Origin of the sequence: Streptomyces sp. G-G2 (genome assembly GCF_030063135.1) — a bacterium.
Taxonomy (GTDB): domain Bacteria; phylum Actinomycetota; class Actinomycetes; order Streptomycetales; family Streptomycetaceae; genus Streptomyces.
In genome coordinates, this window is record NZ_JASISO010000023.1 from 61,956 (window position 1) to 79,230 (window position 17,275).

Sequence of the window (17,275 nt, forward strand, 5' to 3'; positions counted from 1 at the left end):
ACCACTCACGCGTCACCACACCCACGAGGTGCGTCTCCATGCGCTCCAAGCACTCCACGCAGTCCCCTTCGTCCGCCCGCGTCCCCGCCCCGCCCTCCGCCCCGGCCCCCGCCCGGCGCGCGCTCCTCGGCGCTTCCGTCGCCGTCGCCGGAACCGCGCTGCTCGGCGCCTGTTCCAGCGGCTCCGGTACGGGCTCCGGCATGGACCACGCGTCCATGGGCCACGGATCCGCCGCCGCGCCCCCGCGCACCCCCGGCGGCTACGTCGACCCCGCCGGGCCCGAGGTCCGGGCCGCCGAGGCCGCCCGCAAGGCCACCGGCCCGGTCACCACGGTCCGGCTGACCGCCACCGCGACCCCGCTGGACCTCGGCGCGGGCCTGACCGTACGGTCCTGGGCCTACGGCGACCGGCTGCCGGGCCAGGAGGTCCGGGTCACCGCGGGCGGCACCCTCGCCCTGACCCTGGCCAACCACCTCCCCCAGGCCACCTCCCTGCACTGGCACGGCCTGGCCCTGCGCAACGACATGGACGGGGTGCCCGGGCTGACCCAGCGGGACATCGCCCCGGGCGCGGCCTTCGACTACCGCTTCGCGGTCCCGCACCCGGGGACGTACTGGTTCCACCCGCACTCCGGGGTCCAGCAGGACCGCGGGCTGTACGCGCCGCTGATCGTCGAGGACCCGAAGGAGCCGCTCGCCTACGACAAGGAGTGGGTGGTGGTCCTGGACGACTGGCTCGACGGGGTCGACGGCTCCACCCCGGACGCCGTCCTCGCCGAGCTGCGCAAGGGCATGGGCACGGGTACGGGTACGGGTAGGGGCACCAGCACGGGCGGCGGCGGGCACGCGGGCCACGACATGGGCGCCATGTCGGCGCCGCCCGCCACGCCCGGCGCCCCCGCCGGGCCCTCCCGCATGCTGATGGGCGGCGAGGGCAGCCCCGTGCTCGGCAAGGACACGGGTGATGTCGCCCACCCGCACTACCTGGTCAACGGGCGGGTCCCGCAGGATCCGCCGTCCTTCGCCGCCCGCCCCGGCGACCGGATCCGGCTGCGGATCGTCAACGCGGGCGGGGACACCGCCTTCCGGATCGCCCTCGGCGGCCACGAACTGACGGTCACGCACACGGACGGCTTCCCGGTCGAGCACACGAAGACGGGCTCCCTGCTCATCGGCATGGGCGAGCGGTACGACGTACTCGTCACCGCGGGGGACGGGGTGTTCCCGCTCACCGCGCTGGCCGAGGGCAAGGGCGCGGCGGCCTCGGCCCTCGCGCTGCTGCGCACCGGGACGGGGGCCGCGCCCACCGCCGCGACCCGGCCCGCCGAACTGGCCGGCCCGCCGCTGACCGCCGACCGGCTGCGGGCGGCGGAACCGGCCGCCCTCGCCGCCCGCGAGCCCGACCGGACGCTGCGGATCAAGCTGACCGGCGGCATGGCGGCGTACGACTGGGCCTTCGACGGGCGGCCGTACGCACCGGACCAGCGGCATCCGGTGACGGCAGGTGACCGGGTCCGGCTGGAGTTCGAGAACTCCACCACGATGTGGCACCCGTTGCACCTGCACGGGCACACCTTCGCGCTCGGCGGGCGGCCCGGCGGGGCCCGCAAGGACACGGCGGCGATCCTGCCCGGCGGGACGCTGACGGCCGACTTCGACGCCGACAACCCGGGGCTGTGGATGCTGCACTGCCACAACGTCTACCACTCGGAGGCCGGGATGATGACGGTGCTCGGCTACCAGCGCTAGCCGGTAGCAGCCCGGAATCGGCTTGGGCGGGGGGTGCGGCACGTGGCAGGCTTGAAGATCACGCGCCGCACCTTCACCCGATCACCTGAGGATTTCCGTTGGACCTGAGCAAGCCCTCGAACCCGTCCGAGCCCGAGGACGCGCCCACGTCCGCCCCAGCGCCCGCCCCCGCGCCCGAGCCGACGTCCGGGCCGACGCCCGAGTCCACCATCGCGCCCGCGCCGACGCCCACCGTGACGACGCCGCCGACGCCCGCGCCCTCCCCCTTCGCGCCGCCCTCGCCCTCCCCCTTCGGACCGCCGACGGCGGGCGGCCCGGCCGGGTCCGGCATACCCGGCCGGCAGCCCCAGCCCCAGTCGCCGCCGCAGCCGCCCGCGAACCCGTGGGGCCAGCCGCCCGGCGGCTACGCCCAGTTCCCCTACCCGGGCACCCCGCAGGCCCCTTCCAGCAACGGCATGGCCATCGCCGCACTGGTGCTCGGCGTCATCAGCGTGCCCGTCGGCTTCATCCCCTTCTTCTTCTGGGCGGGCGCCCTGCTCGCGCTGGTCGCCATCGGCCTCGGCATCGCGGGCATGGTCCAGGGATCCAGGGGGGCTCCGTACAAGGCTCTGGCCATCAGCGGGACCGTGCTCGGCGTCCTCGGCCTGTGCGCGGCCGGGGTCGGCGCCTTCCTCACCGTGAAGATCGCCAAGGGCATCGACGACCAGGCCAACAAGGGCCTCCCGCCGTCCCGCAGCGAGCCCTGGTCCCGGCCCCGCACGGACCCGAGCCCCGGCCCGAGCACCAAGCCCGACGTCCCCGGCAAGACCTCGGCGCTGCCCTTCGGCCAGACCTACCGCTACGACGACGGGGTCGAGGTCACCGTCAAGGAGGCCACCGGCTACGCCCCGGAGCCCAACAAGTACGACCCGGACCGCCCGACGTTCGCGGCGAAGGTGACCGTCACCATCGTCAACAACGCCTCGGAGAAGGTCGAGCTGCGATCCGCCCTGCCGTCCGCCCGTGACGAGAAGGGGTTGGAGTCGAAGCGGATGTACGACGTCAGGGTGGAGAAGCCGTTCTCCGGCTCGCTGCTGCCGGGCCAGTCGGCCACCGCCGTCTTCGCCTTCGGCCTGTCCGAGGGCGCCAAGGGCATCCAGTTCGAGATCGCTCCGAACATCGGCGAGTACGAGGGTGCCATCTGGAGCGGCACGCTCGGCTGATCCGCTCGGATCTACTCCGGCCCGATCCGAGGCCGCCGTCCTGGGATGCGCACGGGGGTCCCAGGACATCGCGTCAGAAAGACGATTACACTGGTCCCGTGCCTCAACTTCGCCTCGCTCTGAATCAGATCGACTCGCACGTCGGCAACATCGCCGCGAACGCCGACTCGGTCGTCCACTGGACCCGGCACTCCGCCGAGCAGGGCGCCCACCTGGTGGCGTTCCCCGAGATGGTGCTGACCGGATATCCCGTCGAGGACCTCGCCCTGCGCGGGTCCTTCGTCGACGCCTCGCGCGCCGCGCTGAGCGCCCTCGCGGAGCGGCTGGCCGCCGAGGGCTTCGGCGAGCTGCCGGTGATCGTCGGCTACCTCGACCGGACCGAGAAGGCCGTGCCCCGGTTCGGCCGCCCGGCCGGTTCCCCGGAGAACGCGGCCGCCGTCCTGTACGGCGGGAAGGTCGCGCTCCGCTTCGCCAAGCACCACCTGCCCAACTACGGCGTCTTCGACGAGTTCCGGTACTTCGTGCCGGGCGACACCCAGCCGGTGATCCGGGTGCGCGGCGTGGACGTGGCCCTGGCCATCTGCGAGGACCTCTGGCAGGACGGCGGCCGGGTCCCGGCCACCCGGTCCGCCGGGGCGGGCCTGCTGGTCTCGGTCAACGCCTCCCCCTACGAGCGCAACAAGGACGACCTGCGCCTCGAACTGGTCCGCAAGCGCGCCCAGGAAGCGGGCTGCACCCTCGCCTACCTGGCGATGATCGGCGGCCAGGACGAGCTGGTCTTCGACGGCGACTCGATCGTCGTCGACAAGGACGGCGAGGTGATCGCGCGCGCCCCGCAGTTCTCCGAGGGCTGCGTGCTGGTCGACCTGGACCTGCCCGCCGCCTCGGCGACCCCGGCCGAGGGCGTGGTGGACGACGGGATGCGGATCGACCGGGTGATCCTGTCCGAGGAGCCGGTGGAGCCGTACGAGCCCGTGGTCCCGGGCGGGTACGCCGAGCGGCTCGACGACGACGAGGAGATCTACGACGCGCTGGTCGTGGGGCTGCGCGCGTACGTGAAGAAGAACGGCTTCCGCTCGGTCCTGATCGGTCTCTCCGGCGGCATCGACTCCGCGCTCGTCGCCGCGATCGCCTGCGACGCGATCGGCGCGCAGAACGTGTACGGCATCTCGATGCCCTCGAAGTACTCCTCGGACCACTCCAAGGGCGACGCGGCCGGGCTGGCCGAGCGCACCGGCCTGCACCTGCGGACCGTCTCGATCGAGCCGATGTTCGACGCGTACATGAACTCGCTGGGCCTGACGGGGCTGGCCGAGGAGAACCTCCAGTCCCGGCTGCGCGGCACCATGCTGATGGCGGTCTCCAACCAGGAGGGCCACATCGTGCTGGCCCCGGGCAACAAGTCCGAGCTGGCCGTCGGCTACTCGACCCTCTACGGCGACTCCGTCGGCGCCTACGGCCCGATCAAGGACGTCTACAAGACGGACGTCTTCCGGCTCGCCCGGTACCGCAACCGGGCCGCCGAGGAGCGCGGCGAGACCCCGCCGATCCCGCTCGCGTCCATCGAGAAGCCGCCGAGCGCGGAGCTGCGCCCCGGCCAGGTGGACACGGACTCGCTGCCGGACTACCCGGTGCTCGACGCGATCCTGGAGCTGTACGTCGACCGGGACCAGGGCCTGGAGGCGATCGTGGCGGCCGGGTACGACGCCGGACTCGTCGCGAAGATCCTGCGGATGGTGGACACGGCGGAGTACAAGCGCCGGCAGTACCCGCCGGGCACCAAGATCTCCGCGAAGGGCTTCGGCAAGGACCGCCGCCTGCCGATCACCAACGGCTGGCGCGAACAGGCGTAGGGCCGGTCCAGGACGTACGGACGCCGGTGCCCCCCGGCCGCTTCCCGTGGAGGCGGCCGGGGCACCGGCGTCCGTGTCCGTGCGTCCCGCGGCGGACCGGCTACGGCCTGACCGTGACCCGGGCCGCGATCGGGAGGTGGTCGCTGCCGGTGCGCGGCAGGGTCCAGGAGGCCTCGGGCCTGATCCCGCGGACCATGATCTGGTCGATCCGGGCCATCGGGAACTGGGACGGCCAGCTGAAGCCGAAGCCGTCGCCCGCCGCGCCCTGGGTGGAGCGCATCTGCGAGGTGACCTCGGACAGGGCGCGGTCGTTCATGGTGCCGTTGAGGTCGCCGAGCAGGAGGACCTTCTTCAGCGGTTCACCGGCGAGCGCGGCGCCGAGCGCACCGGCGCTGTTGTCGCGCTGGGTGGCGGTGAAGCCCGCGTTCAGCTTCACCCGGACCGAGGGCAGGTGGGCGACGTAGGCCGCGACCTGGCCGAAGGGGGTGTCCACGGTGGTCCGCATGGCGCGGGTCCAGCCCATCTTGATGTCGACGGCCTTGCTGGAGGACAGCGGGTACTTGCTCCACACGCCGACCGTGCCCTCGACGGCGTGGTACTTGTACGTCCCGGCCAGCGCCTTCTCGTAGACCGGGACCGCGGCCGCCTTCAGCTCGGTCAGGGCCAGTACGTCGGCTCCGGACTTCGCCACGGACTGACCGGTGCCGAGCGGGTCGAGGTTGTCGGCGTCGACGTTGTGGGTGGCGACGGTGAGGTTGCCGCCGGAGCCGGACTTGTCGGTGATCAGACCGCCGAAGAAGTTCACCCAGACCACCGACGTCACCACGATCATGATCAGCGCGGTCGCGGACTTCCGGACGACGCCGATGACCAGCAGCAGGACCACGGGGATGCCCAGCCAGGGCAGGAAGGTCTCGGTGAGGCTGCCGAGGTTGCCGACGTCATTGGGCAGCCGGGCGTGGAAGACCATCACGAGTGCGATCAGGGCGGCGAAGGCCGCGGTCACGATGCCGCGCCTCCAGATCCCCGGGTCCTTGCGCAGGTCGGCCAGTCGGCGCCGGAGTCCGGATCCGGAGGGCTCAGGCTCCGAGCCGCCGTTCCCCGTCTCCGTCATGTACGCCTGTGCCATACCCATGCCCTCACTGCCGTGCTCGCGCTCCGTCCCCGCCCATTGACCCTAGGCGATGTCGGGAGCCATGCATGCCGTCCGTCCCGGCATGTACATCTCGGAGGACGAACGACCGTACGGCGAAGGTTCCGCTTGTCACGAAACGCGCACATTGGCTCGGGCGCGCCTCGCGGGGGGCTGGGGCGCGTCCGCGACCGGGCCGAAGTGTGACGGACCGGTCACCGCGGTACTTCCGCCGCGGGCCGCGGTGGTGCCACCATGGTGGGTGAGTCCGGGGACGCCGTGAGGGCGCCTCGAGATGACACAAGGAGCAGTTGCAATGACGCATGCCGTTTCGCCTGCCCGCGAACCCCGTCAGACGGCCACGCTCTACGGGGGCAAGGGCAGCAGGCGCATCACCGTCCGGGACCTCACTCTCGCCAAGGAGCGCGGCGAGAAGTGGCCCATGCTCACCGCCTACGACGCGATGACGGCGTCCGTCTTCGACGAGGCCGGGATCCCGGTCATGCTCGTCGGCGACTCGATGGGCAACTGTCACCTGGGATACGAGACCACCGTCCCCGTGACGATGGACGAGATGACCCTGCTCTCCGCGGCCGTCGTACGGGGCACCAGCCGGGCCCTGATCGTCGGCGACCTGCCGTTCGGCTCGTACCAGGAAGGCGCGGTCCAGGCGCTGCGCAGTGCCACCCGCCTGGTCAAGGAGGCCGGGGTCGGTGCGGTCAAGCTGGAGGGCGGCGAGCGTTCGCTGGCCCAGACGGAGCTGATCGTGCAGTCCGGCATCCCGGTCATGTCCCACCTGGGGCTGACCCCGCAGTCCGTGAACGCCATGGGATACCGGGTGCAGGGACGCGGGGACGAGGCCGCGCACCAGCTGCTGCGGGACGCGAAGGCGGCGCAGGACGCGGGTGCCTTCGCGGTGGTGCTGGAGCTGGTGCCCGCCGAGCTGGCCGCCGAGGTCACCCGGTCGCTGCACATCCCGACGGTGGGGATCGGGGCCGGGTCCGAGTGCGACGCCCAGGTCCTGGTGTGGACGGACATGATGGGGCTGACCGGCGGGAAGATGCCGCGCTTCGTCAAGCAGTACGCGAACCTGCGGGCGACGATGACGGACGCGGCGAAGGCCTTCGCCGAGGACGTGGTCGGCGGAACGTTCCCGCTGGAGGAACACGCCGTCCACTGACGGTCCCCCGCGGCCACAGGACCGACAGCCCGCCGACAGCGGGCTGTCGGTCGGCTGTCGGTGCTTTGTCAGTGACGTCTGGTCCCATGGTGGACATGACGCGAAACGACAACACCCCCGGCCGTGGGGCACACGGCACCCACGCGGTGGAAGTACGGGGACTGGTCAAGCACTACGGCGAGACCAAGGCCCTGGACGGCGTGGACCTCGATGTCCGCGAGGGCACGGTCCTCGGGGTGCTCGGCCCGAACGGCGCCGGGAAGACCACCCTGGTCCGCTGCCTCTCCACGCTGATCGTCCCGGACTCCGGCACCGCGGTCGTCGCGGGCTTCGACGTGGTCCGCCAGCCGCGGCAGCTGCGCCGCACCATAGGCCTGACCGGCCAGTACGCCTCGGTCGACGAGAAGCTCTCCGGCTGGGAGAACCTCTACATGATCGGGCGGCTGCTCGACCTCTCCCGCAAGGACGCCCGCCGCCGCGCGGACGAGCTGCTGGAGCGGTTCTCGCTGACCGAGGCGGCCAGGAAGGCCGTCATGAACTACTCCGGCGGCATGCGGCGCCGCCTGGACCTCGCCGCGTCCATGATCGGCAGCCCGGCCGTGCTCTACCTGGACGAGCCGACCACCGGTCTGGACCCCCGTACCCGCAACGAGGTGTGGGACGAGGTGCAGCGGATGGTCGCCGAGGGGGCGACTGTCCTGCTCACCACCCAGTACATGGAGGAGGCCGAGCAGCTCGCCAGCGAGCTGACGGTCATCGACCACGGCAAGGTCATCGCGACCGGCAAGGTCGACGAGCTGAAGGCCCGCGTCGGCGGCCGCACCCTGAAGATCCGCCCCGCGGACCCGGCCGACCTGCCGGGCATGGCCCGCTCGCTCGCCGAGACCGGCCTGGACGGCGTCGCCGGTTCCCAGGCGGTGCCGGACGAGGGCGTGCTGCTGGTCCCGATCCTCAGCGACGAGCAGCTGACCGCGGTGGTCGGCCTGCTGGCCTCCCGCGGCTACGCCATCGCCGACCTGGGCACCTACCTGCCCAGCCTCGACGAGGTCTTCCTCTCCATCACCGGCCACAAGGCCACCACCGTCGACGCCCACCAGACCGAGGAGGTCGCGGCATGAGCACCGTCACCACGAAGCCCACCCCCACCCGCACCGCCCCGGTCTCCGGACCGCCCGCCGCGAGCGACGAAGGCCGCCTGGGCCTGCGCGCCCACCTGCGCCACATCGGCGCGCTGGCCCGCCGCAACGTCCTGCAGATCAAGCAGGACCCCGAGTCGATGTTCGACGTCCTGCTGATGCCGATCATCTTCACGCTGCTGTTCGTGTTCGTCTTCGGCGGCGCGATCTCCGGCAAGGGAAACCAGCAGGAGTACGTCAACTACGTCGTCCCCGGCCTGATGGCCATGATGGGCATGAACATCGCGATGGGCGTCGGCACCGGCGTCAACGACGACTTCAAGAAGGGCGTGATGGACCGCTTCCGGTCCATGCCGATCGCCCGCTCCTCGGTGCTCATCGCCAAGATCGTGGTCGAGGTCGGCCGCATGATGGTCGCCATCGCGATCCTGCTCGTCGTCGGCTTCACCCTGGGACTGTCCATCAAGACCTCGGTCCTGGACCTGCTCCTGTCCATCGGTCTGGCGGCCGTCTTCGGCGCCTCCCTGATGTGGATCTTCATCCTGCTCGGTCTCACCATGAAGACCGCGCAGGCCGTCCAGGGCATGGCGATGCTGGTCCTGATGCCGCTCCAGTTCGGCAGCTCGATCTTCGCCCCGCCGACGACGATGCCCGGCTGGCTGCAGTCCTTCACCGACTACAACCCGCTGTCCAACCTCGCCGACGCGGCCCGCGCCCTGATCAACGGCACCCCGATGGGCAACTCCGTGTGGATCACCCTGGCCTGGTCGGTGGGCATCACCGCGGTGACCATGCCGATCGCGGTCCGCAAGTTCCGCAACAAGACCTGAGGACCTGATCCGGGCAGCACCGGATCGCGTCCCGGCTCTGCCGCAGGATCAGACGAGGGCGGTGGCCTCCTCCACAGTGAGGCCGCCGCCTTCGGCGCGCGCCGCCTCGTACGCGGCGTCACCCAGCTCCGCCCGCGCCTTCTCCTCGGCCCTGGCGGAGCTTTCCCGTTCGGTGGAGACGGGCACATGGCCGTCCGGCAGCAGGGCCCGGTAGGCGCCGAGCAGCCGCGCCGCTTCCCGGGCGTGCTCCTCGCCGCCGAGTCCGGCGAGGGCGTCGGCCGCGGTCAGCAGGTGCACCGCGGGCATCTGCGGCGCGACCATCAGGGTGAGCGGGTCCAGCGCGGCGTTCAGCGCCGACCTGACCTGGACCAGGCTGTCCGCGTACTTGCCCTCCTCGTTGTCCAGCCAGGCCAGCATGCCGCGCAGGAACCCGTCGAAGATGGCGTAGGCGCCGTACGCGAACTCCTCGCGCAGCACCTGGAGCTGGGCGCGGGCCTCGGGGACCCGGCCGGTGCTGCCGTAGCGGGTCGCGAGGAACATCCGGGCCGCGGGCTTGGCCTCGTTGCGCACGCTCCGGTTGGCTTCGAGGGCCCCGACGAGCAGTTCCTCGGCCCGCTGGCCCTCGCCGTTCTCCAGGAAGACCCCGGCCATGCGCACCCGCAGCACCAGGACCTGGCCCTTGGCGCCCAGCCGTTCGGCGTGCCCGATGGCGGCCGTGTAGTCCTCGGCGGCCAGGGTGTACTCGCCGCGTTTCTCCCGGGACTCCGCCCGGGCGGAAAGGGCCTCCGCACAGCCCCAGTCGTCGCCCAGGTCCTGGTAGATCGCCAGGCTCTCCTCGGCGTCGCGGGCAGCGTTCCCGGCCCAGTCGGCGCGGTTGGCCAAGATGTTGGCGCGCAGCTGGAGGGCGGCGGCCAGTTCCCAGCGGTAGCCGAGCCCCCGGGTGGCCTCCACGGTCTCGTCGATGCTCCGGCGCAGCAGCTCCGGGTCGCCGTAGATCATCAGGGCGTAGGTCCACAGGGCGCCGGGGTTGCGGCAGGCCTGGGGCAGGCCCGGCGAGTACGTGGCGACGACGGCCTCGATCCCGGGGCGCACCGAGGGCGAGTGCCAGCTCTCGTTGCTGTGGTCGCGGGCGGCGAGCTGGATCAGCCGGATGCCGCGCCAGCCCTCGGTGAGCAGTTCCCCGGTGTAGGGCGGGGGCGTGTCGACGATCTGTTCGTGGACGGGCGGGGCGGGGGTGAACGGCGGCCGGAAGGGGTCGGGTCCCAGGGCCGCGGCGGCGTCGGCCCAGTGGCGCATCTCGACGCGCAGGTCCTGCATCTGCCAGTACCAGGACAGGGAGTGGACCAGGCACATGACCTCGCCGACGTCGCGGGCGGCGACGGCCCGGCGCAGCGCGCTGCGCAGGTTCTCGTACTCGGTGGCGAGCCGTCGGGTGGCGGCCAGCTGGCCGCGGCCGCGCAGCAGCGGGTCGGTGGTGCGGGCGAGTTCGCGGTAGTGGGCGAGGTGGCGGAGTTCGGTGGCGGCGCGGTCGGCGGGGACCTCGGCGGCCCGCTCGGCGGCGTACTCGCCGACGGTCTCCAGGAGCCGGTAGCGCATGTCCCCCTCGGGGGCCGGGGTGGCGACGACCAGGGACTTGTCCACCAGAGCACCGAGGGTGTCGGCGACGTCGATACCGGTGTTGCTGGTGCTGGTGCTGGTGCTGGTGCTGGTGCTGGTGTTGCTGTTGGTGCCGGCGTGGGTGTTGGCCGCGGGGGCGTCGGGTCCGGCGCAGACCGCTTCGGCGGCGGTGAGGTCGCAGCCGCCCGCGAAGACGGAGAGCCGGCGCAGGACCGTACGTTCGGACGCGTCCAGCAGGTCCCAGGACCAGTCGACCACCGCGCGCAGGGTCTGCTGCCGGGGCAGCACCGTACGGCTCCCGCCGGTCAGCAGCCGGAACCGGTTGTCCAGCCGGTCCGCGATCTGGCGCGGGGTGAGCAGCCGCAACCGCGCCGCCGCCAGCTCGATCGCCAGCGGCAGCCCGTCCAGGCGGCGGCAGATCTCGGCGCCGGCGGCCGGATCGTCATCCGCGGTGAAACCGGGGCGCGCGGCGGCGCCACGCTCCGAGAACAGGCGCAGGGCCATCGGGTCGGGCAGCGGTTCCACGGGCCGCAGGACCTCCCCCGGCACCCCGAGGGGTTCACGGCTGGTGGCCAGGATCCGTACGCCCGGGCAGTGCGTGAGGAGCCGCTCGGCCAGTTCGGCGGCGGCTCCGATGACGTGTTCGCAGTTGTCCAGCAGAAGGAGCAGGCGGCGCCCGGAGCAGTGTTCGGCGAGCCGCTGCAGGGGCTGCTCCCCGGTCTGGCCGGTGAGTACGCGCAGTTCCTCGGCGGCGGCTCCGCGCAGCTTGGTCTCGCGGGCGCCGAGCGCGGCGAGGACGACTTCGGGTACGTCCTCGGGGTCCTCGACCGGGGCGAGTTCGACGAGCCAGGCCCCGTCGGGCCAGTCGCTCCCCCCGGCGCCGCCCGCGTGGGCCTCGGCGGCCTCCTGGGACAGCCGGGTCTTGCCCGCTCCGCCGGGGCCGAGGAGGGTGACCAGCCTGGCCCGGGCGAGGTCCTCGCCGATGACCCGGATGTCGTCCTCACGGCCGACGAAGGTGGTGAGGCGGGCCCGGAGGTTGCCCGCCGGGACGGCCGGGGCGGACCTTTCCGGGGCGGTCTCCGGGGCCACCGGGGCGGGCGCGGCGGGCGCCGGGGCCAGCAGTTGGGAGTGCAGGGCGCGCAGCGCGGGTCCCGGGTCGGTGCCGAGCCGGGCGGCGAGGTCACGCCGTACGCCGTCGTAGGCGTCCAGGGCCTCGGCGGTGCGGCCCGCGTCGCGCAGGGCCCGGATCCGCAGGACGTGCAGGGGCTCGTCCAGGGGCAGTTCGGCGCTCAGGGCGGCCAGTTCGGGCAGCGCCCGCTCCGCTTCGCCCAGGGCGAGGGCGGCGGCGAGGCGGCCCCGGCGCGCGTCCAGCCGTACGGACTCCCAGCGCGCGGCCTCGGCGGCCGCGTCCGGCAGGTCCGCGAGGGCGGGCCCGCGCCACAGCGCGAGGGCCTCGTCGTACAGCTCGGCGGCCCGGTCCGGCTCGGCGGTCTCCAGGTGCCGGGCGGCGGCGCGGGCGAGGCGGTCGAAGCGGTAGAGGTCGATGTCGTCGCGTTCGGCGGTGAGCCGGTAGCCGCCGCCCCCGGAGGCGACGGCGTCGTGCCCGGCGGCCCGGCGCAGCCGCCCGATCAAGGCCTGCAGGGCGCCGGAGGCGTCCTGGGGCGGGTCCGCACCCCACACCTCGTCCACCAGGACCTCGGCGGTGACCGACCGCCCCGGGCGCAGCGCGAGCGCGGTCAGGAGCGCGCGCAGGCGTGCTCCGCCGAGGGCGACGGGTGTTCCGTCGCCGCGGACTGCCTGGGCACTGCCGAGAATCGCGTAACGCACCGGCCCATTGTCACCGGCCCGGAGCGCGAACCCACCGGGATTTCGCGGTGGGCCGCCGCGCGGGCGGTGCCGCGGACCCCCTGGGATAGGTTTCGGGGCATGGTTCAACAGGGTGACCGCGGTGAGCGGCGGATCAGTGCGGTGTTCCTCGGGATCGCCGCGGTCATGGGCGTCACCGGCTGGGCCGTGTGGACCGGTTACGCGGCGAGCACGGGGCTCGCGGTGTTCCTCTTCGTCACGTCCGCGTGGATCGTCTCGCTGTGCCTGCACGAGTACGCGCACGCCCGCACCGCCCTGCACAGCGGAGACCTCTCCGTCGGCGCCAAGGGCTATCTGACCCTGAACCCGCTGAAGTACACCCACGCGATGCTGAGCATCGTGCTCCCGGTGATCTTCGTGATCCTGGGCGGGCTGGGCCTGCCCGGCGGGGCCGTGTACATCGAGCGCGGGCGGATCCAGGGACGTTGGAAGCACAGCCTGATCTCGGCCGCCGGGCCGCTGACGAACGTGGCCTTCGCGGTCGTGTGCACGGCGCCGTTCTGGCTGGACGCGCTGGACGGGGTGCCGTTGGCCTTCCGGTTCGCGCTCGGTTTCCTCGCGCTGCTCCAGGTCTCGGCGGCGATCCTGAACTTCCTGCCCGTGCCGGGGCTGGACGGTTACGGGGTGATCGAGCCCTGGCTCTCGTACAAGGTCCGCCGAGAGGTGGCACCGCTCGCGCAGTTCGGCCTGATCGCGGTGTTCGCGCTGCTGTGGATCCCCGAGGTCAACGGTTTCTTCTTCGACTTCGTGAACGCGGTGCTCGGCAAGCTCGGCGTCTCGGACCTGGAGACCTACTGCGGCCGGGAGCTGTACATGTTCTGGCAGGACGGCAGCTCCGTCTGCGACGTCAGCGGCTGACCCGGGCCTTGAGCCGGGCCCTGCGCACGTAGAACCACGCCATGTTGGAGGTCACTCCGGCGAGCAGCACCCAGATGATGCCGAGGAAGCTTCCTTCGACGAAGGCGACGACGGCCGCGGCGACGGACAGGACGCAGACCACGATGGCGAACACGGCAAGGCGGGGCATGGGTCGAACTCCTCGGGAACGCTGATCGGGGTCGAGCCCCTCCAGTGTCCCCCATCGGGACGTGCGGTCATGTCCGGGGCGTACGGGCCGCCGCGACTGACGGCGGCCCGTGCGGCGGACCGTACGGCGGTCCGGCGGACCGGTGGCTCAGACGTCCGTGACGCGCAGGCCCGCGTGCGCCTTGTAGCGGCGGTTGACCGAGATGAGGTTGGCGACCAGGGACTCGACCTGGTGGGCGTTGCGCAGCCGGCCCGCGAACACCCCGCGCATGCCGGGGATGCGGGCGGCCAGGGCCTGGACGACGTCGGTGTCGGCGCGGACCTCGCCGAGGACCATCACGTCGGTGTCGATCTCCTCGACCGACTCGTCCTGGAGCAGGACCGCCGACAGGTGGTGGAAGGCCGCGGTGACGCGGGAGTCGGGGAGGAGCAGGGCGGCCTGCTGGGCGGCGCTGCCCTCCTCGGGCTTGAGGGCGTACGCGCCCTGCTTGTCGAAGCCGAGCGGGTTGACGCAGTCGACGACGAGCTTGCCCGCCAGTTCCTCGCGCAGGCCTTCGAGGGTCTTGGCGTGGCCGTCCCACGGCACCGCGATGATCACGATGTCGCTGCGCCGGGCGCACTCGGCGTTGTCGGCGCCCTCGACGCCGAGGCCCAGTTCGTCGGCGGCGGACCGGGCGCGGTCGGCGGCACGCGAGCCGATGATCACCTTCTGGCCCGCCCGGGCGAGCCGGTAGGCGAGGCCGCGGCCCTGGTCCCCGGTGCCGCCGAGGACGCCGACGACGAGGCCCGAGACGTCGGGGAGGTCCCAGGGGTCCTTCGCGGCGGGCTTCTGGGTGCTGTCTGTGGAAGTCATGGGGGCGAGAGTACTGCCGGGTAGCGAAAGGCCGAACGGGTGAGCCGCCCCCGTCCTCGCCCGCTTGGGCCGTCCGTGGTGCAGGATGCCGCCCATGGACGCCGTCAGGGTCGCGCTGCTGCGCGAGGTGCTCGCCGGTACGGAGTGGCCCGGGGCCGCCCGCCGTTTCGCCGCCTCGCTGCGGCGCTCGGTGGCCCCGGGCGACGGGAAGCTGCTGCTGGTGGGCACGGAGGGGTACGAGCCCTGGCACCTGGCCGCGCACCTGGTGGACGAGGCCGCCTGGTCGGGGCTGCCGCAGCTGGCGCCGACGCTGGTGCGCCACCGGGTGCGGCCCGGGGAGCCGCCGCACCTGTCGGTGGGGCTGGGTCGGCTGGCGGTGGCCGGGCGCGGGCACACCCTGCTGGTGGTGGCTCCGGAGCGGCCCGGTGCGGGGCTGCTGGAGCGGGTGTACGACGCGCGGCGCGCGGGGGCGACCGTACTGTCCCTCGACGGCGGGGACCGGGAGCTGGGCGCGCTGGCGCACGACGCGCTGTCGGTGCCGGTGCCGGTGTCCGGGCCAGTGCCGGAAGGCGCCGGTCCGGCGGGTCCGACAGGTCCGGAGGGGCTGGACCTGGACACGGTGCAGCACCTGGTCAGCGCGGCGGCCGGGGAGAACGGCGTTCCGGCGCAGCGCGGCCCGCGCCGGTTCCGGGACCGGCTGGCGCGGCTGGCCGAACAGCTGACCGCCCCGCCGCCCAGCCGCTGGTAGTCCGGCCCGCACGCCCTCCCCCGCGCCTCCCGCCCCTAAGGAGCGCTCTCGCCTTCTTCGCGGGTCTTGTCGTTCCATTTCGGGTCGTTCTGCCACTCCAGGTTCCGCTCCTGGGCGGTCTCCATCGCGTGGTTCGCCTCTTCGGGCGTGGCGTACGGACCGAACCGGTCCTTCGCCGGACAGTCCGGCCCCTCCTCCACCTTCTTGTGGACGAGGCAGTAGTACCACTCGCCCGGTTTGCCCACCTGGCGCTTCTTGAACAAAGCCATTCGGTGCTCCTTCCTCTGCGGCCATGCTGCCCGATCCGCGCTGGATACACTCGTTCGCATGTCTGGCCAGTCACTGCTCGTTCCCGGCGAGCTCTCCCCCGCCCTTTCCGTTCCCGGCAACATCCGCCGGCCCGAGTACGTGGGCAAGCCCGCTCCCACCCCGTACACCGGACCGGAGGTGCAGACGGCCGAGACCATCGAGGCGATGCGCATCGCCGGCCGCATCGCCGCGCGGGCGATGGAGGAGGCCGCGAAGCTGATCGCCCCCGGGGTCACCACCGACGCCCTGGACCGGGTCGCGCACGCGTACATGTGCGACCACGGCGCCTACCCGTCGACCCTCGGCTACCGGGGCTTCCCCAAGTCCCTGTGCGCCTCCGTCAACGAGGTCATCTGTCACGGCATCCCGGACTCCACGGTGCTGCGCGACGGCGACATCGTGAACCTCGACGTCACGGCGTACATCGGTGGTGTGCACGGCGACAACAACGCCACCTACCTGTGCGGTGACGTAGACGAGGAGTCGCGCCTGCTGGTCGAGCGCACCCGCGAGTCGCTGAACCGCGCCATCAAGGCGGTCAAGCCGGGCCGCCAGATCAACATCATCGGGCGCGTCATCGAGTCGTACGCCAAGCGCTTCGGCTACGGCGTGGTCCGTGACTTCACCGGCCACGGCATCAATACGTCGTTCCACTCCGGCCTGATCGTCCCGCACTACGACAGCCCGCACGCCACCACCGTCATCGAGCCCGGCATGACCTTCACCATCGAACCGATGCTGACGCTGGGCACGCACGAGTACGACATGTGGAAGGACGGCTGGACCGTCGTCACCAAGGACCGCAAGCGCACGGCGCAGTTCGAGCACACGCTCGTGGTGACGGACACCGGAGCGGACATCCTGACGCTGCCGTAGAACGACCCGCTGACAGGGCGGCGGTGAAGGCGTACGGTTTTACCGACAGGACGTCGGTAACCAATTGACTTAGGTAAGCCTAAGTAGAAAGATCGGCCGTACGCCTTCCCGCCCCCGGTCTCTGGAGGTCCGTCTTGGACGCCTTCTCTACGGTCATCCGCGTCGCCTCGCACGAGCAGCACACGGAGGCCGAGACCTCGTCCTTCATGAGCGACCTGCTCGGCGGCCGGCTCGGCGTCGACGCGTACACCCGCTACACCGAACAGCTCTGGTTCGTGTACCGGGCACTGGAGGACGCGGCCGAGTCCCTCCGCGACGACCCGGTCGCGGGCCCGTTCGTCCAGCCGGAGCTGATGCGGGTCGCCGAGATCGAGCGCGACCTGGCCCACCTGCGCGGCCCCGACTGGCGCGGGAGCGCGGTGGCCCTGCCCGCGACCCGCGCGTACGCCGACCGGGTGGCCTTCTGCGCCGCCGAGTGGCCCGGCGGTTACGTCGCCCACCACTACACCCGCTACCTCGGCGACCTCTCCGGCGGGCAGATCATCCGCGACAAGGCGGAGCGGACCTGGGGCTTCGAGCGCAAGGGCGACGGCGTGCGGTTCTACGTCTTCGAGGCCATCGGCAACCCGGCCGCCTTCAAGCGGACCTACCGCGAACTGCTGGACGCGATCGGCGCCGACGACCTGGAGAAGCAGCGCATCGTCGACGAGTGCAAGCGGGCCTTCGACTTCAACGGAGCCGTGTTCCGCGAACTGGGCGCCCAGTTCCCGCTGAGCGCGTAAGCGTCCCGCCCGGCGGCGGTCCGGCCCTCAGGACGCGGCGAGCACCCGGGCGACGAGCACCACGAAGACCAGCACGGCGTACCAGCCGAGGGTGAGCAGGACACCGAGCACACCCAC

Annotated in this window: 15 protein-coding genes; 10 read left to right on the plus strand and 5 right to left on the minus strand. The window is 72.4% G+C overall.

Annotated features, from left to right (window positions below; genetic code table 11):
• The first annotated feature begins 38 nt into the window (after positions 1-38).
• The 3 genes from QMF80_RS19545 to QMF80_RS19555 all read left to right on the plus strand — a co-directional run bounded on the left by QMF80_RS19545 (position 39) and on the right by QMF80_RS19555 (position 4,803).
• Positions 39-1,748 carry a multicopper oxidase family protein gene (locus QMF80_RS19545; RefSeq protein WP_283455045.1) on the plus strand — a complete coding sequence of 570 codons (1,710 nt, stop codon included), beginning with the start codon at positions 39-41 and terminating at the stop codon, positions 1,746-1,748.
• Positions 1,749-1,846: 98 nt separating this feature from the next.
• Positions 1,847-2,950: a DUF4190 domain-containing protein gene (locus QMF80_RS19550; RefSeq protein WP_283455046.1), complete on the plus strand. Its 1,104-nt coding sequence runs from the start codon at positions 1,847-1,849 to the stop codon at positions 2,948-2,950.
• Positions 2,951-3,048: 98 nt separating this feature from the next.
• A complete protein-coding gene (locus tag QMF80_RS19555) occupies positions 3,049-4,803 on the plus strand; it encodes an NAD+ synthase (protein WP_283455048.1) in 1,755 nt (584 codons plus the stop codon).
• 100 nt (positions 4,804-4,903) lie between these two features.
• On the opposite strand, the gene QMF80_RS19560 is transcribed toward QMF80_RS19555, so the two are convergent.
• On the minus strand, positions 4,904-5,932 hold the full coding sequence (locus QMF80_RS19560) for an endonuclease/exonuclease/phosphatase family protein (RefSeq protein WP_283455158.1): 1,029 nt from the start codon (positions 5,930-5,932) through the stop codon (positions 4,904-4,906).
• 319 nt (positions 5,933-6,251) lie between these two features.
• Between QMF80_RS19560 and panB the strand changes: the two genes are divergently transcribed.
• From panB to QMF80_RS19575, 3 genes are all read left to right on the plus strand, one after another.
• Positions 6,252-7,115, plus strand: coding sequence for a 3-methyl-2-oxobutanoate hydroxymethyltransferase (gene panB / locus QMF80_RS19565; RefSeq protein WP_283455050.1), 864 nt, complete (start codon positions 6,252-6,254; stop codon positions 7,113-7,115).
• A gap of 86 nt (positions 7,116-7,201) precedes the next feature.
• Positions 7,202-8,233 (plus strand): ATP-binding cassette domain-containing protein, encoded by a 1,032-nt coding sequence (locus QMF80_RS19570; RefSeq protein ID WP_283455052.1) that lies wholly within the window; start codon positions 7,202-7,204, stop codon positions 8,231-8,233.
• The gene (locus tag QMF80_RS19575; protein ID WP_283455054.1) at positions 8,230-9,081 is read left to right on the plus strand and encodes an ABC transporter permease; all 852 of its coding nucleotides are present in this window, start codon (positions 8,230-8,232) and stop codon (positions 9,079-9,081) included. Before QMF80_RS19570 ends, QMF80_RS19575 begins: the two co-directional genes overlap by 4 nt.
• A 48-nt stretch (positions 9,082-9,129) precedes the next feature.
• On the opposite strand, the gene QMF80_RS19580 is transcribed toward QMF80_RS19575, so the two are convergent.
• Positions 9,130-12,525, minus strand: coding sequence for an AfsR/SARP family transcriptional regulator (locus QMF80_RS19580; RefSeq protein WP_283455056.1), 3,396 nt, complete (start codon positions 12,523-12,525; stop codon positions 9,130-9,132).
• Positions 12,526-12,624: 99 nt separating this feature from the next.
• Here QMF80_RS19580 and QMF80_RS19585 point away from each other — a divergent pair, with 99 nt between their 5' ends.
• A complete protein-coding gene (locus tag QMF80_RS19585) occupies positions 12,625-13,422 on the plus strand; it encodes a site-2 protease family protein (protein ID WP_283455058.1) in 798 nt (265 codons plus the stop codon).
• Here QMF80_RS19585 and QMF80_RS19590 read toward each other — a convergent pair.
• Positions 13,412-13,591, minus strand: a complete 180-nt coding sequence (locus QMF80_RS19590) for a hypothetical protein (RefSeq protein ID WP_283455060.1) — start codon at positions 13,589-13,591, stop codon at positions 13,412-13,414. The two genes, QMF80_RS19585 and QMF80_RS19590, sit on opposite strands and share 11 nt — an antisense overlap.
• Positions 13,592-13,738: 147 nt before the next feature.
• Entirely contained in the window at positions 13,739-14,443 is a 705-nt protein-coding gene (npdG, locus tag QMF80_RS19595) for an NADPH-dependent F420 reductase (protein ID WP_283455062.1), read from the minus strand.
• Positions 14,444-14,537: 94 nt separating this feature from the next.
• On the opposite strand from npdG, the gene QMF80_RS19600 reads away from it, so the two are divergent.
• Positions 14,538-15,191: a hypothetical protein gene (locus tag QMF80_RS19600; protein ID WP_283455063.1), complete on the plus strand. Its 654-nt coding sequence runs from the start codon at positions 14,538-14,540 to the stop codon at positions 15,189-15,191.
• 35 nt (positions 15,192-15,226) lie between these two features.
• Here QMF80_RS19600 and QMF80_RS19605 read toward each other — a convergent pair whose 3' ends face one another.
• Positions 15,227-15,460, minus strand: a complete 234-nt coding sequence (locus QMF80_RS19605) for a hypothetical protein (RefSeq protein ID WP_283455065.1) — start codon at positions 15,458-15,460, stop codon at positions 15,227-15,229.
• 58 nt (positions 15,461-15,518) lie between these two features.
• Between QMF80_RS19605 and map the strand changes: the two genes are divergently transcribed.
• Both map and QMF80_RS19615 read left to right on the plus strand, forming a co-directional pair.
• On the plus strand, positions 15,519-16,376 hold the full coding sequence (gene map / locus QMF80_RS19610; protein WP_283455067.1) for a type I methionyl aminopeptidase: 858 nt from the start codon (positions 15,519-15,521) through the stop codon (positions 16,374-16,376).
• Positions 16,377-16,510: 134 nt separating this feature from the next.
• Positions 16,511-17,158 carry a biliverdin-producing heme oxygenase gene (locus QMF80_RS19615; protein ID WP_283455069.1) on the plus strand — a complete coding sequence of 216 codons (648 nt, stop codon included), beginning with the start codon at positions 16,511-16,513 and terminating at the stop codon, positions 17,156-17,158.
• Positions 17,159-17,275 lie beyond the last annotated feature (117 nt).